This is a genomic window from Tenacibaculum sp. MAR_2009_124 (genome assembly GCF_900105455.1).
Taxonomy (GTDB): Bacteria; Bacteroidota; Bacteroidia; order Flavobacteriales; family Flavobacteriaceae; genus Polaribacter.
Genome location: NZ_FNSF01000005.1, coordinates 919607 through 944734 on the forward strand (window position 1 = coordinate 919607; position 25128 = coordinate 944734).

The window sequence follows — 25128 nt, forward strand, 5'->3', positions numbered from 1 at the left end:
TTATTCTTTTCTAATACCCCACCATTCTCCTGTAGAGTTGTAAAAATGTGCAAAATTTGGTGAGGATGGTTCAATAAGTTCTAGAATATCACAATTAAGAAATTCTGCGATTTTTTGAAGTTTATCTAGCGGTATTAGACTGGTCCCTGAATTATAATATGAGACCTGGGTAGGGGTAACTTCTAAGTGATTTGCGATTTCACTCATTGATGCTTTTTTCTTTTTGGCTACCTCTTTAATCCTAAGTTTCATATGGTAAAATTAAAATAAAACTTTAAAAAATGCAATGTTTTTAAAAATAAATTTAAGTTATTTTTTGACAATATTAAAATAAAACTTTAAATTTAAACTCTTAATTAAAATAAAACTTTAAAAAATGAACACAATAAAATTAAATATAAAACAAAGAAGTGTAAATAAATTTTTTCTCGATCATAGTGTTCTTCCGGAGAGACTTCCTAGCGGGAAACACATTGAGGATGTTAGTCCGTATCATCTATTGAGAGATGAGATATATTTTAAGATTGATTGTGACATAAAGGAAGGGGATTCTATTTTAATTGAGCTAAAAGATAAATCAAGAAATAGCGAAAAAGAGTTAGTAAATCTCTATACATATACCGCTGAAAAATATGATGATGTTTCTATTAAAATGGTTTTGGATGATTTCAAAGTTAAGGTCGTAGAGAGTGATGATGAGAATGAAAAATCTAAAGTTCAAGGATAAGTTAGATAAACCTATAAACAAAAAAATAGATAACCATGTTAGAAGCAATAGAAACAATATCAAAAGGGTTAGACCTATACCCTGATACAACTGGTCTTGAAATTACCGATATAAACGCAGTAACACTGCATTTTACAGATCCAGTTAGTGAAAAGCCATGCAGCCAAAGATTTGAAACAAATGAACATGGTGTTCTTGCTGGAGTCCAGTTGATAAATTGGATGGAAGAATCATTACCAATGAAAAAGCTCAATTAATGGAACAAATCGAAACACTTGTATTGAATCAAATTGAGGCTCAAAAACGGATATATAAGGAAGCGAAGGAATTAAACAATAAAGGGCTAAAGCGTCATGTTAGTAAAAAACTAAATAAGCTAGACAAAATATTAAAGATTCTGTAGCATTTCCGCTACGAATAAACATAAAAATTAACGCATAAACTTAAAACATGGATATAGTAAAATTAATTTCAAATAAAGTTAAAGAAATAGCTGACGATGGTAAACTGTCAGAAATAGTAGAAAAACATACAATAGACTGCATAGACAGTATTATAAAAGATGTTTTTAGATGGAATGGAGAAGGGAAAAAAGCAATTGAAGAAGCCGTAAAATCAAAACTAGATTTACCTCTTGAAGAAATAAATGTTTCAAGATACAACAAAGCAATTTCTAACATCATTGAGCACAACCTTAATAATTCCGCTCTAGAAATAGCTAAAAATGATATTAAAGAAGCAATAGATAAAGTTACTGGAGTTCTAGATAAAAAAGAGTTTACTCTTAGTGAAATAATAGAAAAATACATTGATTCTATTGATAAATCTTACGATGGAGATATGGAAGATGAATATGGAGAACTCTCTTTTCATGTTGAATCTAGTGGGAGCTTTACTCGTATTTATTTTGATCAAAAATCAGATAAGAACTTTTGGGAATGTGAAAATTCAATAGGATTACATAATAGTAAAATTTTTACCGCAAAAAGTAATGGAGTTGATTTTTCTCCTTTTACAATTTCACCTTTCAATGGTTTTGAATCTTACTTATTCCAATTATACGCAAATAATGTAACTGTTATAATTGATGAATCGAAAGTTGAAACGGAGTATTACAGAGAAGATTGTAATTAAAACTGTAGTTACCATGAAAACAGAAACTAAATTAAAAAGGTTGTATTGTCGTCTTGAAGTAGTAAAGGATTCTTCTACTAGGGAAAAGATTGAAAGCCAAATAAAGAACATAGAAAGTAGCCAAAAACAGTAATTAAACCGATAATGTGGATTGTACCAAAAAACATAGAAACGAACAAAGAGTATTATCTTTTTGCTACGGATACGGAGGTCTTGAAAGAGGAGTTTCTAGAGTTATCCCAATTAAACCAGTCGCTTATGTGGAGATCGAAGCTTTTCAAAACTTCAACCTGGTGGCAGCGATGGAATCGGGTTTGGTGGATAAAGCACCTATTTGGACGAATCTTAAAACCTTCAAAGGAAAACCTTTTCATAACAAAGTACACGGAATCATTGGAGGTTATCCGTGCCAAGGAGAAAGCCTTGCTGGTAAAAGAAAACTATGGAATGACGAACGATTCCTTTGGCCGTATATTGAAAGGGCAATCCATGACGTTAGACCTCTTTGGTGCTTCTTTGAAAACGTCGCCGGACACCTCACAGGATCTTTCCCCTACATTCTTGAAAGCTTACGAAATATGGGTTACTCAGTTGAGACAGGAATCTACTCAGCGTCAGAAGTTGGCGCGCCACATAAAAGAGAAAGGGTTTTCATTCTCGCGTTGGATTACTCCTACATCCATGAGTTGCAAAAGAAAAGAAAAGCAAGACTGGGAATGGATGGGGACTTATTACAAGACAGCAGAAGGCAAGAAAATTCAATCAGATTTACAGAAGCAAGTACTGAAGTGGTCGACACCAACTACAAGAGACGGAACGGGAACAGATTGTCCAGCAGACAGGAAAAGGAACTCCCCAGGGCTTCCATGTCAAGTGAATTTATATCCAACTCCACAGGCAAGCGAAACAGAAAAAGCAGCAAAGAATACAAAACAGGATTCATTGAGCAAAAGAGCAATCAATGGCCAGCTGGACCAGGAGAAAGGCAATTTGAATGGGAAGAATACAGAACGATTGAACCCGGCATGGGTTGCACAGTTAATGGGTACAACTTTAGGACAGAGCTTCTACGCCAATATGGTAACGGAGTTGTAGCTCAAACAGCAGAAAAGGCATTCTCAATGCTATTAGATAAGCATATTAAAAACATCAAATAAACAGTAGTATGAAAAATATAAAAGATTGTGCTAGTTGTGGAGAGAATAACAATTCTGAGCATTTATGTTCAGAATGTACACAATGGCTTAATAGTGAAATAATTTAACAGCAGAAATTATGACAAAAGAAGAATTAGAAAAAAAGTTAATCGTTGGAGCTAAAATAAAAATCGGCAAAAAGTATAATAATTCAGTCTATGGAAGATTTAAAAAAGATGAAGTAATAACTCTTATGAATGGATATTTCGAATGTGAAAACGGATTGTATAGTACAATAGAAGAAGCGCCTTCTATTCCAGATGTAGATGGAGATGACTTTGATAGTATTTATCATTTGTTTGGTAATGACTTTGAAAACTTTTTGGATAATCAAATATTAAATTAATTGTAGATAAACGATGAGAGTTATAGCAATAGAAAGTTTTAAAAATGGTGTTCTAAGAACATACGGCGAAGGAGAGCTGATAAAAGATCAAGTTCCAGATATGAATCCCTTTAAAGATTTAAACATCACGAATCCATGCATCAAATTAGATTCAGGAAAATATGTATGGGGGTGCGAGTGCTGGTGGGGAGAAACTGAAAAGTTTGAAAAAAAATACGGTTCCGATATAAAAGAGAGAATAATCGTAGAACCGAGCAATGTACAACCATTAAAAAAAGTGTAGGAACAATGATACAAGGAGAAACCATAAACACATTAGAGCAATTTGAATCTTTGAAAGAAGGAGATTTAGTTGTTTGTGAATTTCATAGAGACACTTATAAAGGAAACAATCGTACTCGTTTTGCTGCTTATGAAATACATGAGAATAAGGCGAGTTGTAACGAGATTATTCTTCAGAAAAAGAATAATGTTTACTTCAATTATTTTATGTTTTTAGCCCCAGAAAAACATGGGTCTAGTAACTTAAAATCATTAACCAGAATTACACAAAAAGAGTAGTTATGGCAAGTCGAGAAGAATTAATCGCAAATAACATCATTTTGGAAATGCAAGAGTTTGGATTAACACATGAAGAAATGTTAAACGTCATTCAACTGGCGAAAGAAAAATATAAATCATTAATACAGTAGTTACAATGACTTTAGATCAAGAATTAAAATACTTCATAGAGCATTTAAAAGAAAACAAATTATTAGAAGAGTCTCTAAATCCAAATGATTTGGTAGATGAATACTTTAAAGTAAAAGAGTAATTAAACGAGTACCATGAAAACAAAAGAGATACTTAAGAAAATCGAAGAGATGAAACAAGCTATTAGTATGCAGTCATCCGTAGGAATTATTCCAAGACCAAATGCTAATTCTTTAAAAGGAGCTTTAAATGAAATTGAAGAACTAATTAAACAGTAGTTACTCAACTAACCAAAAACTCAAACAAAATGAAAACACATTCAACAATAGTAATAGGATTCAACAAAGAACAAGAGGTCGCATTTTTTAAAACTTTTGATATTGATTCTCAAAGGGATGAAGCACTCAAAACGTATAACTGGTGTAGAACAGAATTTTCTGGAACGGTAATTACAGAAAAAGAAAATTTACAGAATTTGTTTGAAAACCTGTAGATATGGGATTTTGGAGAGAATATTACATACTGGGTACATTATTTGGATATAGGGTGCAACTGATTAATAATTGGCACGAATTCAAAACGGATGAATGGCATTTTTTATCGGTATTCAGAAGATATTACAATAGAGCTTACTCATACTTCTTTTGTTTTTTGGGTTTTCAAATTAGAATATTTCAGACAAGAGAATTAAGGTATAAACGTTCAAAAAACCAGTAGTTAAAAGCAAAAGCAGTTACCCACCAAAATGCATGAACCTGGCGGTAATGAATAACCTATGCAAAAGCACTGTTTGAGTTCAGGTAAAATTTGTGAAAGTGGAACACTTATAAAAATAAAAATAAGTAGGATCGAAACTAATTTAGTAAAAACAGAAACTTTTCTTGGTTCTACAAATTCGATATTAAGTTGTTCATAGCTGTGTTCCATAAAGTAAAAATAGTAAAAACAAAATAAAGTAAAAGAGTAGAAATTATGAAAACAAGAGAAGAAAGAATTGAGATAGTAAATAAAATTATAAATGCAATTTCCTTGATCGGAAGAAATTTCTTCAGAGGAGAAAGTGGGACTGCTTACATTTTTCAAAAAGGGAATAAGCTGTATATGAAAAATAGTTACACAGGTATTGATATGTGTATCATAACTAAATATGGTTATCCACCTAAAGGCTGGACGAATGGCGGTACACTTTGGGGGCTGGTTAAAGATTTCAAAGAATTTATTCAGAAAGGAGGTGACACCAATCATAATAACGGTTATGGTGGATTGTATTGCACTCATTGGGGGTATTCAGAGGAAGAAATGTATTCTATTCAAAATCTAGCTTTTGAATTAGGTTACTTGAAGCAAGAACCTAAAAAACAGTAGTTAAACTGCGCATTAACACGTTTCACAGGGGGGCGTGATGGTAGTTAGAGAGTTTGGTTAATACGCAGCAAACACTAAAAGCTTTTACTTCTCAACATAGTCTCATATTAGGAAGTTAAATATCAAGTAAATATAAATAGAAAATCACATGAGCTATATAGGTAAATCCCCTAAAAACGAGATCAGTATAAACCATTAAAATAGTAGTTAAGAATGAGTGGCAAAAAGAAACCCACTCAAAGATTGAGTGGGAAAATTGCTATGAAAAAGAACTTAAGACGTCTCTTAAGTGATAACGAAGTTAGCGATAATAAAATTGATTGAATTATAAAATTAGATAAATAAAAAAGTAGCTAACTGCCTTCACTCAGTTAACTACTTTAAACCTCTAAATATCAAATCCGTGATAAATTTAATATTTAAGACAAAGATAATTTAAAAGTGAATAATAATAAAATACTGTAGAATAATGAATATTAATATAAGAAATCAATTATGAAAGGAGCATTAGGATTTTTATGTATAGCAGCAGTTATCTATGTCTTTTGGGTAACACTGGAATATTTTTCTAGAAAAGACAAACAAAATAATATTAACACTAATAATAATAAAGAAAATAATGAAAAACATCAGTAAATTTTTAACAGGAGGAGTTTTAGCAATTCTATTAATCATTGCAAGTTTCAATTCTTGTGAAGGAGTAAAATCTGGGCATAAAGGCGTAGAAGTATCTTTTGGTGGTAAAACCAATATATCAAAGGTTTATGATGAAGGGTTAAATATTGGAGTACATTGGATTTACGATCATATGATTGAATACGATGTAAGAGAAAAAACTATGGTACATGTATTTGAGTTTAATGATAAAAACAATATGCAAACTAGAGTTGAATTATCGTTGGACTATAATTTAAACCCTAGTAAAGTTAATATTCTTCATACCGAAATAACAGATGTCGAAACTAAAATTATCAAAACCTTGAAATCGGCTGGAAAAGAAGTAGTACCACAGTACTCTGCTGTCGAACTTAATATTAATAAAAGAACTGAAGCGGAGCAGAAACTTTCTAAAATAATGCAAACTGAACTTCCTGAGTTCTATGTAGAGTTTGCCCGTGTACAAATGACAGATGTAGATATTCCTTCTCAGGTAGCGAAATTAGCTGAAGAAACCGCTGTTCAATTAGGAAGAAATGAGTTAGCTAAGAAAAAAGAAGCAGAACAGGTAGCATTAGCTAAAGCTAAAGTAGCCACCGCTCAAGGTAATTATGATGCAGGTCTTTTAGATGCTAAAACGAAAAAATTATTATCTCAGCCGGCAATTTTAGAATTAAAGAGGTTAGAAGTTGAAATGGAATGGGCTAAGAAAGGTGTTTCTAAATACGGTAATAATAATGTGTTTGGTTCTGATGTGGGAATATTAAAAGGACTAAAATAATAAGAACTAGAACCGCCTGCTTTGGCAGGTGGTTTTTAAAAAGTAGTAAAAACAAGCACATGAACAAATTAGAATTAAGAATACTAGAGCTCCTTTCTACTGGATTAAAACAAATAGAAATACCCCCTAAACTTAGAAAAGAAGGGTTTGAGATAAATAGTTTAGCTACTGTAGAGAAAACATTAAAAAAGGTTAAATCTGATTATGGGGCGAAGTCTAATTTTCATCTAGCGGTAATACTTACTAAGAAAGGAATAATATAAACAGAATAAAAAAATGAGTAGCAGCATAGAAAAATTTAAAGAAATAGAAGAAAAAAGTAAAATCAAATACAAATCTCAAGGATTTGGAACAAAAAAATGTGGTCAAACGGTTTTGTCCATGATTACTGGGTTCTCTGTTGAAGACATTTGTGAGCGGTTAGGAAAAAGTAAAACTACTTACCTTTTGAGCGATATAAAACCGTTTTTGGAAAAAAATGGTTTTGTTACGGACTATAAAAAAGTAAGGAAATTTGAAGATGTTCCTAATTACTCAATTCTTTTGCTAGAATATCCCGATGAAAGTAATACAGGTCATTTTACATTGAAAATTGACAATGAGTTTTTCGATCCATTGGTAGGAACTGTGAGTCAGTATAATGAGGAAACGCGACTACCTCACTCATACTTGAGTTTCAAACAGAAGGTAAAAGACTAAATTTTGAGTACTGTTTTTTTCGTCCTTTTCATTGAAATATGTTAGCTTCATATTTGATCATAATTCAATTGATTAGAAAAATGATTGTAATAAAAATTAGACAAGCGAAGAAAACAAGTAAAAGATCTCAATTTATTTGGAAAGAAAAAAAACCAGAAAAAGGAAAGTCAACAGAAAGTTTAATACTAGACTTAAAAAAGGAAAAAAAGTGTTTTAAAGTAATTTCAGATAATTATGAAAGGCACTACCAATACAACGGAAACAATTATATAATCTCAGAGTCCCCTAAGAAGTAATATTTTTTAGATGACGAAAGTTCTTATAGACAACAAGCAACCCAACCTTATTAAAATTCCCATGAAATCGTATTTGGTTAAGTACTTGACCAAAAAGTATGGTAAAAAGTATCGTGTTTCTTATTGTGATTGGTTAGGGCTATGTTTCACGAATTATTTAACACCTATTTATCAAAAACCTGCACCTATCTGGAAATCTGCCTATTTTGAAATAGTAGTTCCTGAAAATATTTGTCGCAGGAAAGGTCATTTTGTTGAGAGAAATGATTTAAAAAGGTTAGAAAGTACAATAGATAATTTTTTTAAAAGTTCGATGTATGATTTCGTACGTATTAACTTGAATATTGATAGGAATAGTTCAAAAAAAATAATTAAAAAGACATTAGCTAGTTTTTTGGATTCGTACGGAATTAATGAGGATGATTTTAGTTTAGATACCGCTTGTAGAATTTACCATAGAATGGTCAAAAAAAAGCTTGAGAGTGACAAAAAAAACAAGAGCAAAAAAAAAGGCGCTACAAGCCTTGTAAACATTGATGTTGTTGAGTGACAATTTACGCAAATGTTTTTTTTGTCACTCTTCTAATAATTAAAAAATAAAATTGATGGAACATTTAGGAGGTTTTCACTCTTTTGAAATCATTAAAATTGCTGATATAATTTCAATACCAGAAATTATAACTAATTCAAATATTAATCAGTTTTCCTATTCAATTACAGGTAACAATAATACCATTATTGAACCTGTAGGTGAAACTCTTTTAGTTAGTTCTAAACCGAAAAGAACCACACAAGGCTTACGTTATCATATTAGCGCAAGCCTTGAAATTAAAGCACCCTCAAGCGAAACGGACACTTTATTTGATGATTACAGAAAAGAAGAAATTTTATTAAAAGCCAATTTGTATGATGGCCAATCTATATTATATGGATCTAAAGTTCATCCGTTAGAACTTACTTACCATGATAAACATTCGAAACTTCAGGAAAATCCTTTTAAAACGATCATTTCTATAAAAGGGAAAATACCACAAAAACCAATATACTTTAGAAGTCGTTAGGTAGTGTTTTTTTTGTCCTACTCTATGCTGTAGGGTAAAATTATGTTTGTAATGTGCAAAAAGCATATTACATGGATTCAAAATTACATTCTCTATTTCAAGGTGCATTCTATATTGATTATCAATATGGAATTTCTTGTTTACCGACCATATATCAAGATTTAACAAATAAATCATCAATTCAAGTTACCAAAGAAGAACTAATTGCTGGTGTTCAAAGTAATGTTAAATCAGACTCTTCAAGTTTAGAAGGGGAAGTTTTAGTAATTGATTTCAAACAGCCAGTAGTTAAGTTTGATTACGGAAGTTGGTTGGGGACTCAAACGTATATCAAAATTTTAGAGACTTATAAAAACAATCCTAATATTATAGGTGTTGTTTTCGATATTGATTCTGGAGGAGGTCAGGTCTATGGAACGGGTGAGTTTTATGATTATATCAAATCTTATCCAAAACCTATAGTAACATACACTAATGGTTATATGTGTTCAGGAGCCTATTATTTTGCTGCTGCTACCAAATATATTGTTGCTCATTCCAGAGCAGATGCTATTGGTTCTATTGGGGCATATTCAACTATTATTGATAGCAATGGTATATGGGAACATTTTGGCGGCAAGGTTCATGTGATGTACGCTTCAAAATCAAAAGGGAAAAATTCTAATTACCGAGAGGTCATAGAGAACTCAAATTATGAGCCTTATATCAAAAATGAATTAGATCCTATTGTAGAGGATTTCCATGATGATATGAAAGCTGTAAGGGGTGAGTTAGACGAAGCTGTCTTTGATGGTTCTACCTGGACTGGAAAAAACTCTTTACCTCTTGGTTTAATAGATGAAATAGGTTCTTTGAACACAGCTATTAACAAAGTCTATGAACTAGCCAAAGAAAACACTTCAAGTAGTAATTCCAATACAAATTCAAATATGAGTAAACAACAAATAGAAGTACCTGCAATACAAAAAGTATTGGGGTTCCATGGTCCTATTGGGACAAATGAAAAAGGATCTTATTTACAAGAAGATCAATTGAACACTTTAAATGGTGCCATTGAGCAAAGAGATAGTTCAATTACTTCATTACAAACAACCTTAAATAGAGCTCAAGAAGCAACTAGTAAGGCAGAAACTGCAATTAATGCAGCTTTAGACAATGCGGAAATTGAGTATAATGCAGAGGATACGTTGTCTCAAAAAATCACTATGCTTAACGATCAGCGTAATGAATTCGCGAAGAATCCATCTACAGGAAAAACGCAAACTGGGACAACCGCTGATCCTTCTTTGGATAGTGATGAACCAGTAGTTGAGTATGAGCACAACAAAGTAGCAAACGAAATTTTAAATAGATAAGAAAATGTCAAATACAGTAAATGTACAAGAAATAAAGGCAGAATTAGACGAGCATATCCATAAGAATACTTCAGTAATTGCTACAGGAGTGTATAATAGCAAGGTGCAATTGGATCAGTACTGTAGAACCATTTCTAAGATCAACGGAAAGTATCCGCAGTTTCATAAAATAATGACTCATGTGGTACAGGGTTTTAAAGCAGAATGGCAAGCTATGGGAGCAATGCAGTTCAACGCTAAAATACATCAAGACTTTAGGCAAAAAGTAAACTTACCTATTATTGTAGATAATATTTACAATACCTGGTTAAGCTATTTAGCAGTTGAAGGTAAAAAGCCAGCAGAACAACCTCTTACTAAAATGATCATTAAGGAGCTTTTAGAAAAAGTAATTGATGATTTAAGTGAGCTCTCTGTTACTGGATATTTTGACCCTGCCAAAGCAGCGGGAGAGTTTGGTTATTCATTAGATGGTATTGCTTCAGTTATTACCAAAAATTTAACCAATGAAAAGTATCCGTTTTTTAAAATTCCTATAGATGTTATTACGGATGCTAACATTTTAGACCAGTTTAAAGCCTATGAAAGGTCAATTCCATCCAAGGTAAGAAAGCGTATAGAGTATGTTTTCATGTCGCCAGATATGAAAGTTCGTTATGGTGATGCTTTTGTAGAAAAGTATGGAACGCACACCAATTTTGATGATGCTAGAAAATCAAAAACAGAAACTTTCGGATTTGAAATTGTAGGTTTAGAGGGATTACCTGACGGGATTATTTTTTCTACAGTAAAAGATAACATGTTAAAGCTAGTGGATGTTATTGATGGAAAACCAAAAATTACCGATACACAAATTCAAGATTATGTATTAAAGATTTTCTTAGAGTTTCATTTGGGCTATGATTTCGCGATCAATCAATTAGTATTTGTTGCTGATTTTTCAGGTACAGCCTTTAAAGGGTTAGGAAACGCTAAAATGAACGAGTTGTATTATTCATCAGAAAAATTAAACTAAAATGGCAAAAAAAGAAGAAAATAAAGAGGCAAATAGCGATGTGAGCATAGAAGCTTTACAAGGAAAAATAACTGCATTGGAAAGCACTAATAAGCAGTTGACAAGCGAAAATACAAAGCTAAAAACAGATTCATTAGCAAAGATTAATGAGTTAACTGTTCAAAATGAAGCTTTGGAATTAGAAAAGGAGACGCTAGAGGCTCTCAATTCAGATCTTACTAGTGAAAAATCAAAGTTAAATGAAGAATTAGTAAGTCTTAAAAAACCAGCGAAGCCGGCATTGACTAAAGAGGAGTATTTAAAAACTCGCTCAACCATTATCGTTAACGAACAACGATATGCGTTTAGTTTTGATGCTCCGAAAACATTAAGTATTAAAGGAGTGCCAAAAAAAACCAGCGAGTTAATAAAAGATAAAAAAGCTATGGAAGAGCTAATTGTCGGTAGAGCTCCATTTGTTGAATCAGTAAAATAAATTAGTATGATTAACTTAGAAAACATAGGAGGGACTGACATTGAACCAACAGGAGGATTGGTACATAATGAAATTTATGTAGCAAAAATGGAAGATTTTGAATCTATTGCTGAGACCAAAAAAATGGATGATTCAGATCCGACGAGAGTGGCTGCTACAATTGAAGAGTTAGCAACTATTGAAGGAAATCATGTATTAAAAACTGGCAAGGCGTTTATTAAACTAAATGCCATTCAAGATAAAAACGGTATTGAAAGTTCTCTTATTGGTGATGCCAAACAAGTGTTTGAAAATAAGCTTACTGTAGTTGTTCAAGGAAGTGATCCAAAGCTTTTAGGATCATTAAGACTTTTAAAGGGAATGAAGCCTTTGATAGTTTTAGCAAGAGAATCTGGTTCAGGTCGTTTACGTCAACTGGGCAGTAAAAACTACGGTGCAATACTTTCTGAAGTAACACCTAAAGTAGCTGCGGAAAAAGAAGGAGAAAACAATGTAACATTAGTCTTTTCAGACAAAAGTGTTGTAGCTGGTCCAATTTATAAAGGAGAAGTAACCACAACATTACCATAGACTATCGTTTTTTGATTGTAATTAACGCAATATAGGATTTAGTGAGAGGTTTCAAGCGTTCCCCAAAGTAGAAGCTAAATCTAATTTAAAAAGTAAAGTTATGTCTTAATTTAGGAAGCAGATAAAATAGTTTGAAGCTTGTTCTTCAAAAAAGCATTATAAAAAAAAATTTTATTTATTAAAACCACTCAATTACGAGTGGTTTTTTTGTCCTTTAGACTTCGATTAACAATTGTCATTTTTGATTAAAAATAAACATGACAATTGATGATTGGTTAAGTTCAGAAGAACAAGATTACAAAACCGCCTTAGCCTTATATGAGGCCCTTCCGAATTGCAATAAGTATTTCTTAAAAGCCATGCAAAAGGAATCTCGGCAAAACCTAATGAAACTCAAGTACCAGCTTGAAAAGAATAAACATTTGTGTACAGCTCCTGCTATTCTTGAAAGGAAAAATGTTTCTGAAGAAGAAATACAAATTAAGTCAGAATTTGCAGCAAAACCAAGTTACAAACCGAGCGTGCAAATTAAAGATTTACCATTCGAACTGCATCCAGTTTATACGGAGCAAAAGAATAATTTTGCTTTAGCATGTAGTTTAAAAATGCAATTAAATACTTTGCAAGAGCATGAAATTGAATACAAGGCTTTAGATCTCATAATTAAGATTGACGCACTCTTTAAAACCATAAAAGAAGCTTGGAAAATCATTGATTATTATACGGATCATAAAGAAGTGATTCAAATTCCTGAAAATGATTTAGAGAATTTAAATCTCGCGCAGTTAAGTAATAAAAAGAACTCTTTACGCTCATCAATTACGAGGCAAAAAGCACGAAAGGAGAAACTTCAAATAGAGTTAAAAAATACAGTATTGCGTAATAAAAAATTGAAACTTGAAGCCAATATATTAAAATCTAAAAAGAAGCTCCTGGAACTTGAATCTTCATTAAGTTTTGTTTTAAAGCTGTTAGTTGAAAAGTAGTTAAAACTGCGCATTAATGTAGTTCGACTTGTGGGGGGGCGCTGTAGAGTTAGTCAAGTTTGATTAATACGCAGAAAATTATCACGTCTGCTCAAAGGTGATTAAATAATAGTGAATTCCAAAAGGAAATAGAAAATAGTAGGTTCTCCGATACCTAAAAAAAAAGGAAAAAACGTTCTTTGACATAATTGTGGTAAGAAATACTTAACCCTGATAACAAAACCTAAAAGTTCCAGTTATCAGGGGATATAACCCGAATAAAAATTATATTTGTCGAGATATAACCAGTTGGCAAACATTAAAAACGAAAACCTAAAAAAATAATATTATGAAAAAACTAATTTTACTACTCCTATTTATAACAACCTCAATTTGTTATTCTCAAAAAATTAAAATCAAAAAGAATAAAGTATTAGTTGATAAAAAAGAATATATGCAATGTGAGAAAGAGAATACTTATGAAACATTCGGAATTTATTTATCTGAACTTAATTCAGATGAGCAGAAAATAAAAATCACCATACATTCTAATGAAACTCATATGTACTTAGATGATGATTACGCAAAGATAAGTTTCCTTACAAAAGGAACTCAAGCCGAAATAAAATCAAGGAGTTTAAAAAATATGGTGAAACTTTTAATTAAAAATAAAGTACTGACCTCTGATGGGAAAATTGATGAAGAAAAAATTGAATTATTCATTAAAAACTATGATGAGAACATAACAAATAGAACTATCAGGAATTAACTAAGAATAACGATTTGCCAACTAAGCATATGGCGTGCCGATAGGCTAACACTATATGATTTGTTGTCCACATAAATAACACTTACCACTGAGCACCTTAATTAAGGTGTTTTTTTATGTCCAAGATTTAAGTAAACGAATTATAAATAAAGATTAGTTTAATCATTCTTTACATATTTTGAACCAAAGGAAAGAATGATTATAAAAACGATAAATAGAGATATTGAAGTTAATACAAGTGATAAAGGAAAAGCCCAAGTTAGTTTAATAAACAGAAAATAAACAAAAGGGTGTAATAGCAAAATTCCAAACCAAGTGAAACCTATGAATTGTATTCTTTTCATAAATCAAAATTAGTAAAAACAAAATAAAATGAAATAGTAGTTTTTTCTGTCCTTCTTTACTTCAAGACTATTGGCGAATATTGGAGTCTTAAATGTTAAAAAAATGAATGAAGTTTTGAAATGGGAAACCCAAAAAAGAAAGGTTTCCGAATTAATTCCTTATGAGTACAATCCTCGTAGTTTGAGTAAGGAAAAGGAACAAAAGTTAAATGAAAGCATCGACAAGTTTAACTTGGTGGAGATTCCAGTAATTAACTTAGATAATACCTTAATAGCAGGGCATCAGCGTGTAACAGTTTTACTCTTAAAAGAACGCGGAGAGGAACTAATAGATGTTCGGGTACCAAACCGACAACTAACTGAAGAAGAGTTAAAAGAGTATAATGTACGTTCAAATATTTCCCTGGGTGATTGGGTGGATGATATTTTGAAAGACAATTTTTCTGATTTTGATTTGGCTTCTTTTGGACTAGATATCGATAAGGAACTTGAAGAAATGATAGAAGAAGAACAGGAACAGGCTGTGTTTGAACAAAAGTTTAATGATATTCCCGATAAGCCTAAATATCCAATTGTAGCCAGATACAACGAGAAGTACTCGGCGGTTATTATTGTAGCCAAAAACATCACCGATTTAACCTTTTTACAAACAGCTTTAAATCTGAATAAAGAGGCTTCCTACAAATCAGAAAGAGTCGGTCAAACTCATGTAATTGATACCAAAAAATTTCAGGAGCAATGGGAAAAGAAATAAAAATTGTCATTCCCTCACATTTGAGGTATGACCGAGTAAAAACTACCAAGGCAATTGCTAATTGTATTATCTGTGTTCCAGAGAGTCAAGCTGCCTTATATAAGGAATACAATAAAAACACAGAAGTTGTGGCGCATCCTGATAGTATTATAGGCTTGACTCCAAAAAGGCAATGGATTTATGAGCATTTTGGAAATGTTTTTCAGGTGGATGATGACATGACACAAATGGCAAGGGTTTATACAGGTAAGGGCGAACAAACCAAAGTGCCTAAAAAATTAGCCTATGAATTAATCCAACAAGCTGGAAATATTGCCAATGACATGGGAGTGTATTTATTTGCTTTTTCCAAGTCTCCAATGCCGACAGCTTTCAATCCATTGAAACCATTAAAATTAAGCGGAACCGTAATGGGTGGAGCTTTTGGACTTTTAGAAGGTTCAAAACTTCATTTTAATACCGATTTGATTTTGACGGAAGATTATTGGGTGTCCGGATTAAATGCTCATTATCATAGAATGTGCTACATAGATGAACGGTTTACTTTCAAGTTCTCCAATACTTTTGCAAATAAAGGAGGTTGTGCCAGTTACAGAACACAACAAAAGGAGCTAGAAGATACTTTAAAACTCAAAAAATACTTTGGTGCAGCAGTTGAACTCAAAAAAGATACACATTTAGCCAAAGTGAAAATTGCGGGTTCAAGAACATTGAAAATACCTTTTTAGCGCTTGATAAATAAATGTTATTAGGCTTTGTTAAAATTAAAAATAAGGATACGTTCGTAAGAACAAATTCAATCCCCTATTATCATAAGTTAATAGTAGCCAAAACCTGAGTAGGTTTTTGGTTGCTAGTTGCTTTATGTTATTGATTTAGCCTATAAATTTTAAGAATGAAAACTTAAAGTTTATAGGCTTTTTCTTTCTGTAAAACAAGGGTACGTTCGTACTGTAATAATCAAATAAATATTAATAATTAAAAAACTAGAATTATGTCAAACATGAGCTATTGTAGATTTGAAAATACCTACCATGATTTAATAGATTGCCAAGAAACACTTCAAAATGAAGGTGTTCAAAGTATTGAAGAAGATTCTAATCCTAGGGAAAAACCATATATAAAACACCTCATTCAATTATGCAAAAATATAGCTGAAGAGTTTGGGGACGAATTTTAAGATTAGATTTTAAAATCTTTATTCTACTGATTCAGCCTATAAATTTTAAGAATGAAAACTTAAAGTTTATAGGTTTTTTCTTTCTGTAAAACAAGGGTACGTTCGTACTGTAATAATCAAATAAAACATTTAAAAAAATGGAAACTACACAAGAAAATACCAAAAAGTTAACTAGAGAAGATTTTTATAATACAGTATTCAATGCAGAAGGGAGAGAGGCAAAAAGAGATCTGTTAAAGGATTTTAGTAATACGGCTAAAATGATCATGGAAGATAATCCAGAAGCGGGTGATACTATTAATGAAGTAATTATTAACTGTATGTATAAGAGTTCTATACATCAAGAGTTCAACACTTTTAAAAATTGGAAAGAAAAAGGGTTTAAGGTTAAAAAAGGTTCAAAATCATTCTTTATCTGGTCAAAACCGAGGGATGTAACAAAAAAAGCAAAAAACGAGGGAGAAGATGATAAAGAGTTTAAAATGTTTGGTATAGCCTATTTGTTCTCAAATGGACAAGTAGAGGCCATTGAAGAGTAAACTTATTAACCCCTCCTTTTATGAAGGAGGGAAACCTTAAAAATATTTGAAAATGTTTGATAAAGAATTTTATCCAACGCCAAGACACGTATTAGATTTAATGAACTTGGATTGTAATAATAAAACAATATTAGAACCCAGTGCAGGAAAAGGAGATATTATAGACTATGTGAAAAGTCAGAGAGCTAGTGAAGTGTATGCTTATGAAAAAAATGATGATTTGCGAAAAATCATTTCAGATAAATGTACCGTATTAGGAAGCGACTTTTTTAATTCCTCTGCAGAAGATGTAAGTCATATTGATTTAATAGTTATGAACCCACCATTTAGTAATGCCGATAAGCATATACTACACGCTTTTAAAATTGCTCCAGAGGGTTGTGAGGTTGTGGCTTTGTGCAACTATGAAACTATCAGTAAAGAATATTATTATAGAGAGTTGAGAATGGTAATTAAGGACTACGGAGATTATGAAAATCTAGGCGATTGCTTTAAAAAAGCCGAGCGAAAAACTGGGGTGGAAATAGGGTTAATTAAGTTATTTAAGCCAGTTGTATCTGATACTAATAAATTTGAAGGTTTCTTTATGGACCAAGACGAGGAAGAAGAAACAGGCGAAGGCATAATGCAATACAATGAAATACGGTCAATTGTAAATAGATATGTTGGGGCAGTAAAAGTGTTTGACAAGTTGGATATTTTAAAAGATGAAATTGCTTTGTTAACCAGAGATTTTGGCTTTAGTGATTTTGCTTTAAAAGTAGGGTATAGAGATGAAGTAGCAACTAAAGAGCAATTCGCTAGAAGTTTACAGCGTAAATGTTGGGGGCATGTTTTCAATAAAATGAACTTAAACAAGTTTGTTACAAAAGGAGTTATGCGAGATATTAACGCCTTTATTGAGAAACAAAAAAAATATCCATTCACTATGCGGAATGTTTACCGAATGATCGAAATTATCATAGGTACACGCCAACAGACTTATAATAGGGCATTAGAGGAAGTAGTTGATAACTTCACTAAATACACTCATGAGAATAGGTATGGAATTGAGGGATGGAAAACCAATAGCGGGCATATGCTTAATAAAAAGTTTATTGTTAATCGAATGGTTGGAGAATATCAATATCTTCATGGAAATACTAGCGATATTGATGACCTCACTAAAGTATTATGTTTTATAACAGGTAAAAATTATGATGATATAGGGAGTATTCACACCATATTTAGAAAATATCAGTTTTTCTATGAACGCATTTGGAACTTCAAAATAGAGAATCAAATTAAGATTATAAACTTATTTCAAAATGAAGATGCTACTCAAGAATCTTTGAAAGAGTTGCTAGAGAAAACAGATATTTCTACTTATTATCATTCCGATTTTATAAGTTGTTTTAAGGAGTTCAAAAAACACGGATTTGTGTATTCGGAAACCTTTAAAACCAATACTTGGTATAAATGGGGCTTTTTTGAATTTAAATTTTTCTTAAAAGGGACGATGCACCTTAAATTCAGAAAAGAAAAAGATTGGTATCAACTCAATAAAGCCTATGGCGAATTAAAAGGGTTTACACTTGCGGATAAATACAGTCCAAAAACTAAAAACCCAAAACCAAGAAAAAAAAGCGGTTCATCCACAAAAATAACAAAGGCAAAGTCTGAGCTATCAAATCAGTTATTTGAATTATTTACTTCATCAAATTAAATGATGTTAAGCTATTTAGCCTATAAATTTTAAGAATGATAACTTAAAGTTTATAGGCTTTTTATTTCTGTAAAACAAGGGTACGTTCGTAAGGTAATAATCAAAAAAACAATTTTAAAAATGAATGTAAAAGTTGAGCATTTAGAAAAATTAGTGGAGAACAAAAGAGAGTTCAAAACTAAAGAAATTCATAATTCATTAAGGAAAAAGTCAATGTACCATACTTGGGGAGTTACTAGCTTCTGTTATTACCATAAAAAAGGATTGGCGTTAAAATTCAATATAGATAATTTTAAAGGGGTAGCATTTATAACACTTAGTTCCTTCGAAACTTTTTCTATTTATTTCATTCAACAAATGAGAGTAAAAAAAGAGCTTCATTTAGTCCATAAAGAAGAACTATTAAGAAAAATAGATAAAGAAATCAATTACTTAAAAGAAATAACCAACAACAAATAATGCAAATGAGTATAATACCACCAACTAAAAACGGATATAGCTATTTAGAAGTAGTATCTACTATTCAAAAAGCCATAAGAAGAGGAGACGAGAAAAACGCACTATTTTTTTCGGTAGAAGTAGTAGAAAGCGGAAAGGATGAGGCCCTTTGGCGAAGATTAAAAGTAATTTCAAGTGAAGATGTTGGTTTAGCCACCTTATCTACTCCAGCAATATTAGAGAGTTTACATGTAGCTTATAAAGAGGCAAAAAAGCAAAAGAAACTCAGTAAACCTGAAAGATTAATGATAACACATGCGGTTTTATTGCTTTGCAGGTGCAAAAAATCAAGGCTTGTTGATTGGGTTACCTGTTCCATATTTCCTAATCATGGAGAGGACCTTTTACCTATTCCCGATTATGCTTTTGATATGCACACTTCAAAGGGTAGAAGAATGGGAAGAGATTTAAGGCACTTTGCTGAACATGGGGCTATTCTTAACAATCATAAAAAACAACCCCTAGAAGATCAGTACAAAATGGAAGCGATCGAAGTACTCGAAAAAAAACAAAAAAAATAAGTTTTTAGGCTTTTTCTTTCTGTAAAACAAGGGTACGTTCGTAAGGTAATAATCAAACAAATATTAATAATAATCAAAAAGTTATGAGCAAATTAACACAAATTCAAGAGGTAATAACAAAGCAAGTAGCGGATGAAAATTGCGAGTATGTAATTGTTAGAAATGGAAACTTTATTGTTACCGATAAAAAAATGATGATCATTCAACCTTTAACACTTTTTTCTATTCCGGAAGCACAAATCAAATTAGTGGAAGGCAAAGCCTTTTCTAAAGAATCATTTCGAGAGATTCAAAAATCTGAAGATATTGTTTTTGAAGAAGATGGTGTTTTCTGTACTTCTAAAAACGGACAAGTAAAAAAGAAAGTTTTTTATTCTGAAAACAAAGTAAACTTTGACTGGCAGAAATTAGTGGAGTTATCAAAGAATATTGAAAAAAGTGATGGTAATGGAATCACGCCACTTCAATTTTCTAAACTGTCAAAAGGAATGTTAAAAGTATCAGATAGTTTGTTCGAAATATACAAGGTAGTAAATACAAATCTTAAAGTAATAGTTGATCCAAGCTATAAAGGGCAATTAGCTTTTTTAGCATCATAAAAAAAGAAAAAGGATGCGCAAAAAGTTAATTTAAAAACGCATCCTTTTATGTAATAATCAGTTTCAAAAATATAAAAGTTAAACCAATGCAACAAGTAAAATTATCAATCGGACAAAGTATAGCAAACGTAGGAGAAGTAAAGGGATTACATTTTTCAGATTTGTTCACAATGTCATATAGATTCAATGAAGACGAATATTATGAGCTTGACGAGATTAAAGAAAATATATTGCTAAGTAAAAACACAATTCAACAAAAGTTAGTTGATAAACTAAAGCACAATCCTTCTTTGGTTTTTAAATTTCTCCATAAAAGAATGATGAAAACACAAAATCTTTATTTAATCAATAAATTAAACGAGGAAGTAACAAAACTTAAAACTTTATTAGGCGAAGATTTAATAAATTGGAATTCTTATAGTTATGTTCAAAAAGTTAAAAATACACTAGAGGATTTCTTCTTTATTTATTACCTTAGATAAAAATTAAAGCCTCTTAAAAGGGGCTTTTTTTGTAACTTTGAAATGCGAAACATTTTTTTAACAAGAAGGGAATTAAATAAGAACTATTCCCACGTAAGTACGGGGTATTTTTACCCTGTATTTTACCCTTTTTGTAAAATGTTTCGCAGCCTTACGTGGGTTTTTAATCCTTCTAAAATGCGAAACCATGATTGACACAACAATTCCAATCACCAATTTTATTCGAAAAAACTTTGTTCCAGCAACTATTGAAAACGCTGCATATAAGTGTACTAATGAAGAATTTTTAGAAGTTTTATTCTCAACCTTTCCCAAGGATTCTATAGATACTTATGAGCTTTATAACATTCTAATAAATTTAAATTATACACCTCAAAAAGAAACTACAGCCGACGGTATAAAAACTGTTTGGTGTTTTAATAATATACCGTGTTAAAAGTGTCCTTTTAGGTAAATCTGTTTGATGTCATTTTTGTTATCTAAAACAAGAATAGATGTCAGGTTTACCTAAAATAAACGTGGGTGATACCACTTTCGATAAAGTATGGGCATATTATAAAAGTCCTGGTAAAATTACACTTACCAAAAAGCAAGATGAAAAAAGAGAACGCTGGTTAACGCTGTTTACCCTCCGTTTAAATTTCCATTCCCGACTGCAAGCCATTAACGCTTATAAAGATCAACAAGAAGCGTTAGGCAATTCAATTTCACAATCGCAATTATATAAAGATATGACCAAAGCCGAACAGCTATTCGGGGAGGTTCATAAATCTGAAAGAAAGGCATCACTCGTTGTATTAGCCGAGTATGCCCATAAAGCATTGCTTATGGCTATGAAACAGAAAAACCCTATTGCTGTTACTCAGGCCTTAACCAAGCTGGAGAAGTACTTGGAAATAGACAAAGAAGAAACTACAGAGTTTAATGCGGCTAAGTTGGAGGATAAACCAGATCATTTTACACTTTCGGGTCCAGAGAAAAACCAGCTACTTGAGTTTATGCAATCGGGAGTCGTCGATTTGAATAATTTCGAAGTAGAAGATGTAGAATATGAAGAGGTAAAACAAGGGCTAGATGAAGAAGAGTAGGTTTCGAAAAATAAAATTGAACCCTGCTCAATGGTTAGCTTTTTTAGCGGTAACAATTTTAAAGAAAAGTAAAATATTTCTTGAGTGGGGTCGTGGTACAGGCAAGTCTTTTATTCTTGCTTGGTTTATGAAAAAGATGGTGAAGCAAATGCATGGTGCATCCTTCGCTTTAGTTGGTTCAACCTATCAACAAATACTTTCCAGAACCTTGCCTTCTACAAAAGAAGGGTTGGAGGTTTTGGGGTTATATGAAAATGTAGATTATGTTGTTGGAAAAAATGGTACCACAAGTCATGGCTTCAAAGCACCAATTCAGGCACCTAACTCTTGGAAGAATATTATTCATTTTTCCAACGGTGCTATTTTTCAAATGGTTTCCCTTGATAATCCTGATAGCGGTCGTGGATTGAATGCTTTTGGGGTTCTTGGTGATGAAGCTGCTTTATTTGACCCTATTAAGTTGTATTATAATGTAAAGACAACTAATAGAGGTAAACAAGAGCGTTTTCCAAATGCTACTTTGTTAGGATGTGAAATATATGCTTCTTCAACTCCTGTGAGTAAAAAAGGTAAGTGGTTTACCGATATGGATGAAAAGATTAGTAAAAAACTAATTAAGAATCATCAAAAGTATATTTTTCTAAAAGCTTCATCTCTTGTTAATAAACATAATTTAAGAAAAGGATGGTTTGAAGAAATGGAGGATGAAGCACCGTCAAAAATCATATATAATGCTGAAATCCGTAATATTCGCCCTAAAGAAATACTCAATGGGTTTTATCCGCAATTCGGTAAGAAACATCTTTATACTAAATTGAACAACGAGTATCTGATGGATCTAACTCCTAATTATACGAGTTCTCATTTAGATTGCCGAAAAGATTCAGATCTCGATACAAATAAACCCCTGAACATATCTATTGACTGGGGAACATTTCTATCTATGGTTGTTTCGCAAACACATGCGAACGATTATCGAGTGGTTAATTCATTTCATAAACAACAACCAGAAATAATTGATAATTTAATTGATGACTTTTGTGATTACTATGAGCATTACCCAAACACAAAAGTAAATTTATATTATGGACATGATGGAAATGCACGAACGCATAATTCTACGGATACCTATGGTGATGAAGTTGTAAAGATGCTGAAGAAAAGAGGGTGGCGTGTGACAGATAAATCCAAAGGGAAACCTGCAGCTCCTCATAATCTTAAATATACACTTATCAACCTCATGTTAAAAGAGTATTCAAACTTCCCAAAGATATCTATTAATGAGGTCAACAACCCGAATCTTATTATCTCACTAGAACGAGCAGAGGCCACCGATGGGCGCAATGGAATTGAAAAGGTGAAGAAGGATGAAAAGAATAAGAGTATGAAGCAAGAACATACAACTCACTACTCAGATGCTTTCGATATACCTCTATGGGAACTCTATAAACACTTGCTAAGTGATAGAGATAGGGAGCATATCGAACTCATGAATGTTTCCTAACTTTAATTGAAATTAAATCAACGCCTCCAGTTAATTCTGGGGGCGTTTTTCATATATCACTCAATTTCAAAAACAACAATTGTTGATTAGCTTAGGTCGTGGCGTGGGCGGATGTGATAAAATGAGAATTTTAAGGGGGTGAAAAACAGATTAAAAACTGACTATCAATGTTTTATGTTTTTAAAAATGAGAAAACACCCAAAAAAAGTGTGTTTTTTGAGAAAAAGAAGGGCTTATTTAGGTTTTAAAAGGAAAAAATCAAAGTATTTCGCATAATATCAAGAGGTATTTAAGAAATAAGAGGTAATTTTATTTTAAAAAACTTAGCTTCTATGACACTAAATACTTTAAGGGAAATTTTAGAGGATAATACAACAAAAAGAGGGAGGAATTTTGATTATTTTATACAGACTTTAATTTTTATTTCATTGATTTCTTTTTCTATAGAAACTCTACCTGATAATTCTGAATACTTGAGTAATATACTCAGGTACGTTGAATTTATTTGTGTAACGGTATTCAGTTTAGAATATATACTCAGGGTAATAGTTTCAGAAAAACCTTTTAGGTATATATTTAGTTTTTACGGACTAGTTGATTTATTATCAGTAATTCCTTTTTATCTTAAGATAGCTATTGATTTAAGGGTGTTAAGAGTATTTAGGGTTTTTAGATTGTTTAGAGCTTTGAAGCTTATTAGATATAATAGAGCGTTAAATAGATTTCATTTAGCGGCAAAAATCGTAAAAGAAGAAATGATTCTTTTTTTAATACTTACCATTATTTTAATATATATATCAGCTTCAGGGATATATTTTTTTGAAAACGAAGCGCAACCAGAGGTTTTTAAATCTGTATTTCATAGTCTTTGGTGGTCTGTTGCGACATTAACAACTGTTGGTTATGGGGATGTCTATCCAATTACAGTAGGGGGAAGGATTTTTACCTTTTTTATTTTATTAATAGGTTTAGGTATTGTAACTATTCCAGCTGGTCTGGTTGCGACAGCTTTGGGTAAAGCAAGAAATATGCAAAAGGATGAAAATAAAAGTGGATAAAAATTGTTTCCAGTTATTATCTTTTTTGGCTTCATAAATATCTAATCTGAAGTGTTTTTAGATTAGTCACTCTAGCTACTTTTCGCTTACTTATTATTTATATGGTGTTTAACTTATTTTATTTTTCTTTTCTTTACTTCTATTTTAGCTAGTTTAATAGCTTGTTCTTCATTAATACCTTCGATCCTACTTTTATAGTATTTTTTATTTTGAGGATTTAGAGTTTCAGCTCTATCATCTATTGATTTTTTGGGCAATCTTTTTGATATTTTATTCTTTGGTTTTTTAACTTCTTTTTTTACTGTTGTTTTCTTTTGCTTTTTAACTTCTTTTTTTACTGTTGTTTTCTTTTGCTTGGTCATATTTTTATTGTTGTTTGGTTATCGGTATTTTATACTTTAAAATACAGTTTTTGAGAGGAACTGAAAAACGTTTATTATTTAAGTTTTCTATTAATTCTATTTTGCCTTCTAAAGTCTTTTCTTTTTAGTTAATACTAAATCTAAAAGGTTTGTATGCTAAACTATGGTGATAAATTTCTTCGTTGGTATCAACACTAATCACTTCGTTTTTCAATATTTCAGTTATTTTCAAATTCTTTGCGATCCCAATGTTGTTTGGGTACGTGGTATATTGTATGGTATCTCCTGTTTTAGATGTTTCAATAATTTTTTTAATAGTCATGTTCTTCATTTTAATGCTGCAATTTCTGAAAGACATTCGAATATATTTTATGACATTCCGTAAAACGA

Annotated in this window: 40 protein-coding genes; 37 read left to right on the plus strand and 3 right to left on the minus strand. The window is 31.6% G+C overall.

Annotation, left to right across the window (positions count from 1 at the left end; all coding sequences use genetic code 11):
* On the minus strand, positions 1-252 hold the full coding sequence (locus BLW23_RS14750; protein ID WP_093671158.1) for a helix-turn-helix domain-containing protein: 252 nt from the start codon (positions 250-252) through the stop codon (positions 1-3).
* Positions 253-376: 124 nt separating this feature from the next.
* Between BLW23_RS14750 and BLW23_RS14755 the strand changes: the two genes are divergently transcribed.
* The 37 genes from BLW23_RS14755 (at position 377) to BLW23_RS14920 (ending at position 24376) form a co-directional block, all read left to right on the plus strand.
* The gene (locus tag BLW23_RS14755) at positions 377-727 is read left to right on the plus strand and encodes a hypothetical protein (RefSeq protein ID WP_093671160.1); all 351 of its coding nucleotides are present in this window, start codon (positions 377-379) and stop codon (positions 725-727) included.
* A 35-nt stretch (positions 728-762) separates the two neighbouring features.
* Entirely contained in the window at positions 763-984 is a 222-nt protein-coding gene (locus BLW23_RS14760) for a hypothetical protein (protein ID WP_093671162.1), read from the plus strand.
* Positions 984-1130: a hypothetical protein gene (locus BLW23_RS23285; protein ID WP_176829837.1), complete on the plus strand. Its 147-nt coding sequence runs from the start codon at positions 984-986 to the stop codon at positions 1128-1130. The genes BLW23_RS14760 and BLW23_RS23285 overlap by 1 nt, the downstream gene beginning before the upstream one ends.
* Before the next feature lie 47 nt (positions 1131-1177).
* Positions 1178-1861 (plus strand): hypothetical protein, encoded by a 684-nt coding sequence (locus BLW23_RS14765; RefSeq protein WP_093671164.1) that lies wholly within the window; start codon positions 1178-1180, stop codon positions 1859-1861.
* Positions 1862-2007: 146 nt separating this feature from the next.
* Positions 2008-3018, plus strand: a complete 1011-nt coding sequence (locus BLW23_RS14770) for a DNA cytosine methyltransferase (RefSeq protein ID WP_093671166.1) — start codon at positions 2008-2010, stop codon at positions 3016-3018.
* A gap of 118 nt (positions 3019-3136) precedes the next feature.
* The gene (locus tag BLW23_RS14775; RefSeq protein ID WP_093671168.1) at positions 3137-3403 is read left to right on the plus strand and encodes a hypothetical protein; all 267 of its coding nucleotides are present in this window, start codon (positions 3137-3139) and stop codon (positions 3401-3403) included.
* A gap of 13 nt (positions 3404-3416) precedes the next feature.
* Entirely contained in the window at positions 3417-3686 is a 270-nt protein-coding gene (locus tag BLW23_RS14780) for a hypothetical protein (protein WP_093671170.1), read from the plus strand.
* Positions 3687-3691: 5 nt separating this feature from the next.
* Positions 3692-3964, plus strand: a complete 273-nt coding sequence (locus BLW23_RS14785; protein WP_093671172.1) for a hypothetical protein — start codon at positions 3692-3694, stop codon at positions 3962-3964.
* A 2-nt stretch (positions 3965-3966) separates the two neighbouring features.
* On the plus strand, positions 3967-4095 hold the full coding sequence (locus BLW23_RS23710) for a hypothetical protein (protein WP_255362806.1): 129 nt from the start codon (positions 3967-3969) through the stop codon (positions 4093-4095).
* 308 nt (positions 4096-4403) lie between these two features.
* On the plus strand, positions 4404-4589 hold the full coding sequence (locus BLW23_RS14790; RefSeq protein ID WP_093671175.1) for a hypothetical protein: 186 nt from the start codon (positions 4404-4406) through the stop codon (positions 4587-4589).
* A gap of 479 nt (positions 4590-5068) precedes the next feature.
* Complete coding sequence (locus tag BLW23_RS23290) at positions 5069-5461, plus strand: hypothetical protein (protein ID WP_218134058.1); 393 nt, start codon at positions 5069-5071, stop codon at positions 5459-5461.
* 495 nt (positions 5462-5956) lie between these two features.
* Positions 5957-6097 (plus strand): hypothetical protein, encoded by a 141-nt coding sequence (locus BLW23_RS23295; protein WP_176829838.1) that lies wholly within the window; start codon positions 5957-5959, stop codon positions 6095-6097.
* The gene (locus BLW23_RS14800; protein WP_093671177.1) at positions 6081-6899 is read left to right on the plus strand and encodes an SPFH domain-containing protein; all 819 of its coding nucleotides are present in this window, start codon (positions 6081-6083) and stop codon (positions 6897-6899) included. Before BLW23_RS23295 ends, BLW23_RS14800 begins: the two co-directional genes overlap by 17 nt.
* A 59-nt stretch (positions 6900-6958) precedes the next feature.
* Positions 6959-7162: a hypothetical protein gene (locus BLW23_RS14805; RefSeq protein ID WP_093671179.1), complete on the plus strand. Its 204-nt coding sequence runs from the start codon at positions 6959-6961 to the stop codon at positions 7160-7162.
* A 13-nt stretch (positions 7163-7175) separates the two neighbouring features.
* The gene (locus tag BLW23_RS14810) at positions 7176-7598 is read left to right on the plus strand and encodes a hypothetical protein (RefSeq protein WP_093671181.1); all 423 of its coding nucleotides are present in this window, start codon (positions 7176-7178) and stop codon (positions 7596-7598) included.
* Between the two features lie 80 nt (positions 7599-7678).
* A complete protein-coding gene (locus BLW23_RS14815) occupies positions 7679-7894 on the plus strand; it encodes a hypothetical protein (RefSeq protein ID WP_143032192.1) in 216 nt (71 codons plus the stop codon).
* 10 nt (positions 7895-7904) lie between these two features.
* Positions 7905-8444, plus strand: a complete 540-nt coding sequence (locus BLW23_RS14820; protein WP_093671185.1) for a hypothetical protein — start codon at positions 7905-7907, stop codon at positions 8442-8444.
* A gap of 55 nt (positions 8445-8499) precedes the next feature.
* Positions 8500-8955 carry a hypothetical protein gene (locus tag BLW23_RS14825; protein ID WP_093671187.1) on the plus strand — a complete coding sequence of 152 codons (456 nt, stop codon included), beginning with the start codon at positions 8500-8502 and terminating at the stop codon, positions 8953-8955.
* A gap of 71 nt (positions 8956-9026) precedes the next feature.
* On the plus strand, positions 9027-10310 hold the full coding sequence (locus BLW23_RS14830; protein ID WP_093671189.1) for a S49 family peptidase: 1284 nt from the start codon (positions 9027-9029) through the stop codon (positions 10308-10310).
* A gap of 4 nt (positions 10311-10314) precedes the next feature.
* Positions 10315-11325, plus strand: a complete 1011-nt coding sequence (locus tag BLW23_RS14835; protein ID WP_093671191.1) for a hypothetical protein — start codon at positions 10315-10317, stop codon at positions 11323-11325.
* 1 nt (position 11326) lies between these two features.
* On the plus strand, positions 11327-11800 hold the full coding sequence (locus BLW23_RS14840) for a hypothetical protein (protein WP_093671193.1): 474 nt from the start codon (positions 11327-11329) through the stop codon (positions 11798-11800).
* 6 nt (positions 11801-11806) lie between these two features.
* Positions 11807-12370 carry a hypothetical protein gene (locus tag BLW23_RS14845; RefSeq protein WP_093671195.1) on the plus strand — a complete coding sequence of 188 codons (564 nt, stop codon included), beginning with the start codon at positions 11807-11809 and terminating at the stop codon, positions 12368-12370.
* A 257-nt stretch (positions 12371-12627) separates the two neighbouring features.
* A complete protein-coding gene (locus BLW23_RS14850) occupies positions 12628-13356 on the plus strand; it encodes a hypothetical protein (RefSeq protein ID WP_093671197.1) in 729 nt (242 codons plus the stop codon).
* A 328-nt stretch (positions 13357-13684) separates the two neighbouring features.
* Positions 13685-14104, plus strand: coding sequence for a hypothetical protein (locus BLW23_RS14855; RefSeq protein WP_093671199.1), 420 nt, complete (start codon positions 13685-13687; stop codon positions 14102-14104).
* Positions 14105-14551: 447 nt separating this feature from the next.
* On the plus strand, positions 14552-15202 hold the full coding sequence (locus tag BLW23_RS14860; protein WP_093671838.1) for a ParB N-terminal domain-containing protein: 651 nt from the start codon (positions 14552-14554) through the stop codon (positions 15200-15202).
* Entirely contained in the window at positions 15187-15930 is a 744-nt protein-coding gene (locus BLW23_RS14865) for a GREB1-related protein (RefSeq protein WP_093671201.1), read from the plus strand. The genes BLW23_RS14860 and BLW23_RS14865 overlap by 16 nt, the downstream gene beginning before the upstream one ends.
* 266 nt (positions 15931-16196) lie before the next feature.
* The gene (locus tag BLW23_RS14870) at positions 16197-16382 is read left to right on the plus strand and encodes a hypothetical protein (RefSeq protein WP_093671203.1); all 186 of its coding nucleotides are present in this window, start codon (positions 16197-16199) and stop codon (positions 16380-16382) included.
* 137 nt (positions 16383-16519) lie between these two features.
* Positions 16520-16921 carry an ArdC-like ssDNA-binding domain-containing protein gene (locus BLW23_RS14875; RefSeq protein WP_093671205.1) on the plus strand — a complete coding sequence of 134 codons (402 nt, stop codon included), beginning with the start codon at positions 16520-16522 and terminating at the stop codon, positions 16919-16921.
* A gap of 52 nt (positions 16922-16973) precedes the next feature.
* Positions 16974-18626, plus strand: coding sequence for a class I SAM-dependent methyltransferase (locus BLW23_RS14880; protein ID WP_093671207.1), 1653 nt, complete (start codon positions 16974-16976; stop codon positions 18624-18626).
* Between the two features lie 120 nt (positions 18627-18746).
* Complete coding sequence (locus BLW23_RS14885; RefSeq protein ID WP_093671209.1) at positions 18747-19085, plus strand: hypothetical protein; 339 nt, start codon at positions 18747-18749, stop codon at positions 19083-19085.
* Positions 19086-19090: 5 nt separating this feature from the next.
* Positions 19091-19645 carry an AAA family ATPase gene (locus BLW23_RS14890; RefSeq protein WP_176829839.1) on the plus strand — a complete coding sequence of 185 codons (555 nt, stop codon included), beginning with the start codon at positions 19091-19093 and terminating at the stop codon, positions 19643-19645.
* An 83-nt stretch (positions 19646-19728) separates the two neighbouring features.
* The gene (locus BLW23_RS14895; protein ID WP_093671213.1) at positions 19729-20244 is read left to right on the plus strand and encodes a hypothetical protein; all 516 of its coding nucleotides are present in this window, start codon (positions 19729-19731) and stop codon (positions 20242-20244) included.
* A gap of 86 nt (positions 20245-20330) precedes the next feature.
* Positions 20331-20726 carry a hypothetical protein gene (locus BLW23_RS14900; protein WP_093671215.1) on the plus strand — a complete coding sequence of 132 codons (396 nt, stop codon included), beginning with the start codon at positions 20331-20333 and terminating at the stop codon, positions 20724-20726.
* A 187-nt stretch (positions 20727-20913) separates the two neighbouring features.
* A complete protein-coding gene (locus BLW23_RS14905) occupies positions 20914-21162 on the plus strand; it encodes a hypothetical protein (RefSeq protein WP_093671217.1) in 249 nt (82 codons plus the stop codon).
* Between the two features lie 58 nt (positions 21163-21220).
* The gene (locus tag BLW23_RS14910; protein ID WP_093671219.1) at positions 21221-21814 is read left to right on the plus strand and encodes a hypothetical protein; all 594 of its coding nucleotides are present in this window, start codon (positions 21221-21223) and stop codon (positions 21812-21814) included.
* The gene (locus BLW23_RS14915) at positions 21801-23318 is read left to right on the plus strand and encodes a hypothetical protein (protein WP_255362807.1); all 1518 of its coding nucleotides are present in this window, start codon (positions 21801-21803) and stop codon (positions 23316-23318) included. Before BLW23_RS14910 ends, BLW23_RS14915 begins: the two co-directional genes overlap by 14 nt.
* Positions 23319-23650: 332 nt before the next feature.
* Complete coding sequence (locus BLW23_RS14920) at positions 23651-24376, plus strand: ion transporter (RefSeq protein ID WP_093671221.1); 726 nt, start codon at positions 23651-23653, stop codon at positions 24374-24376.
* Between the two features lie 113 nt (positions 24377-24489).
* On the opposite strand, the gene BLW23_RS14925 is transcribed toward BLW23_RS14920, so the two are convergent.
* On the minus strand, positions 24490-24738 hold the full coding sequence (locus BLW23_RS14925) for a hypothetical protein (protein ID WP_093671223.1): 249 nt from the start codon (positions 24736-24738) through the stop codon (positions 24490-24492).
* Positions 24739-24862: 124 nt separating this feature from the next.
* Complete coding sequence (locus BLW23_RS14930) at positions 24863-25060, minus strand: hypothetical protein (protein WP_093671225.1); 198 nt, start codon at positions 25058-25060, stop codon at positions 24863-24865.
* Positions 25061-25128 lie beyond the last annotated feature (68 nt).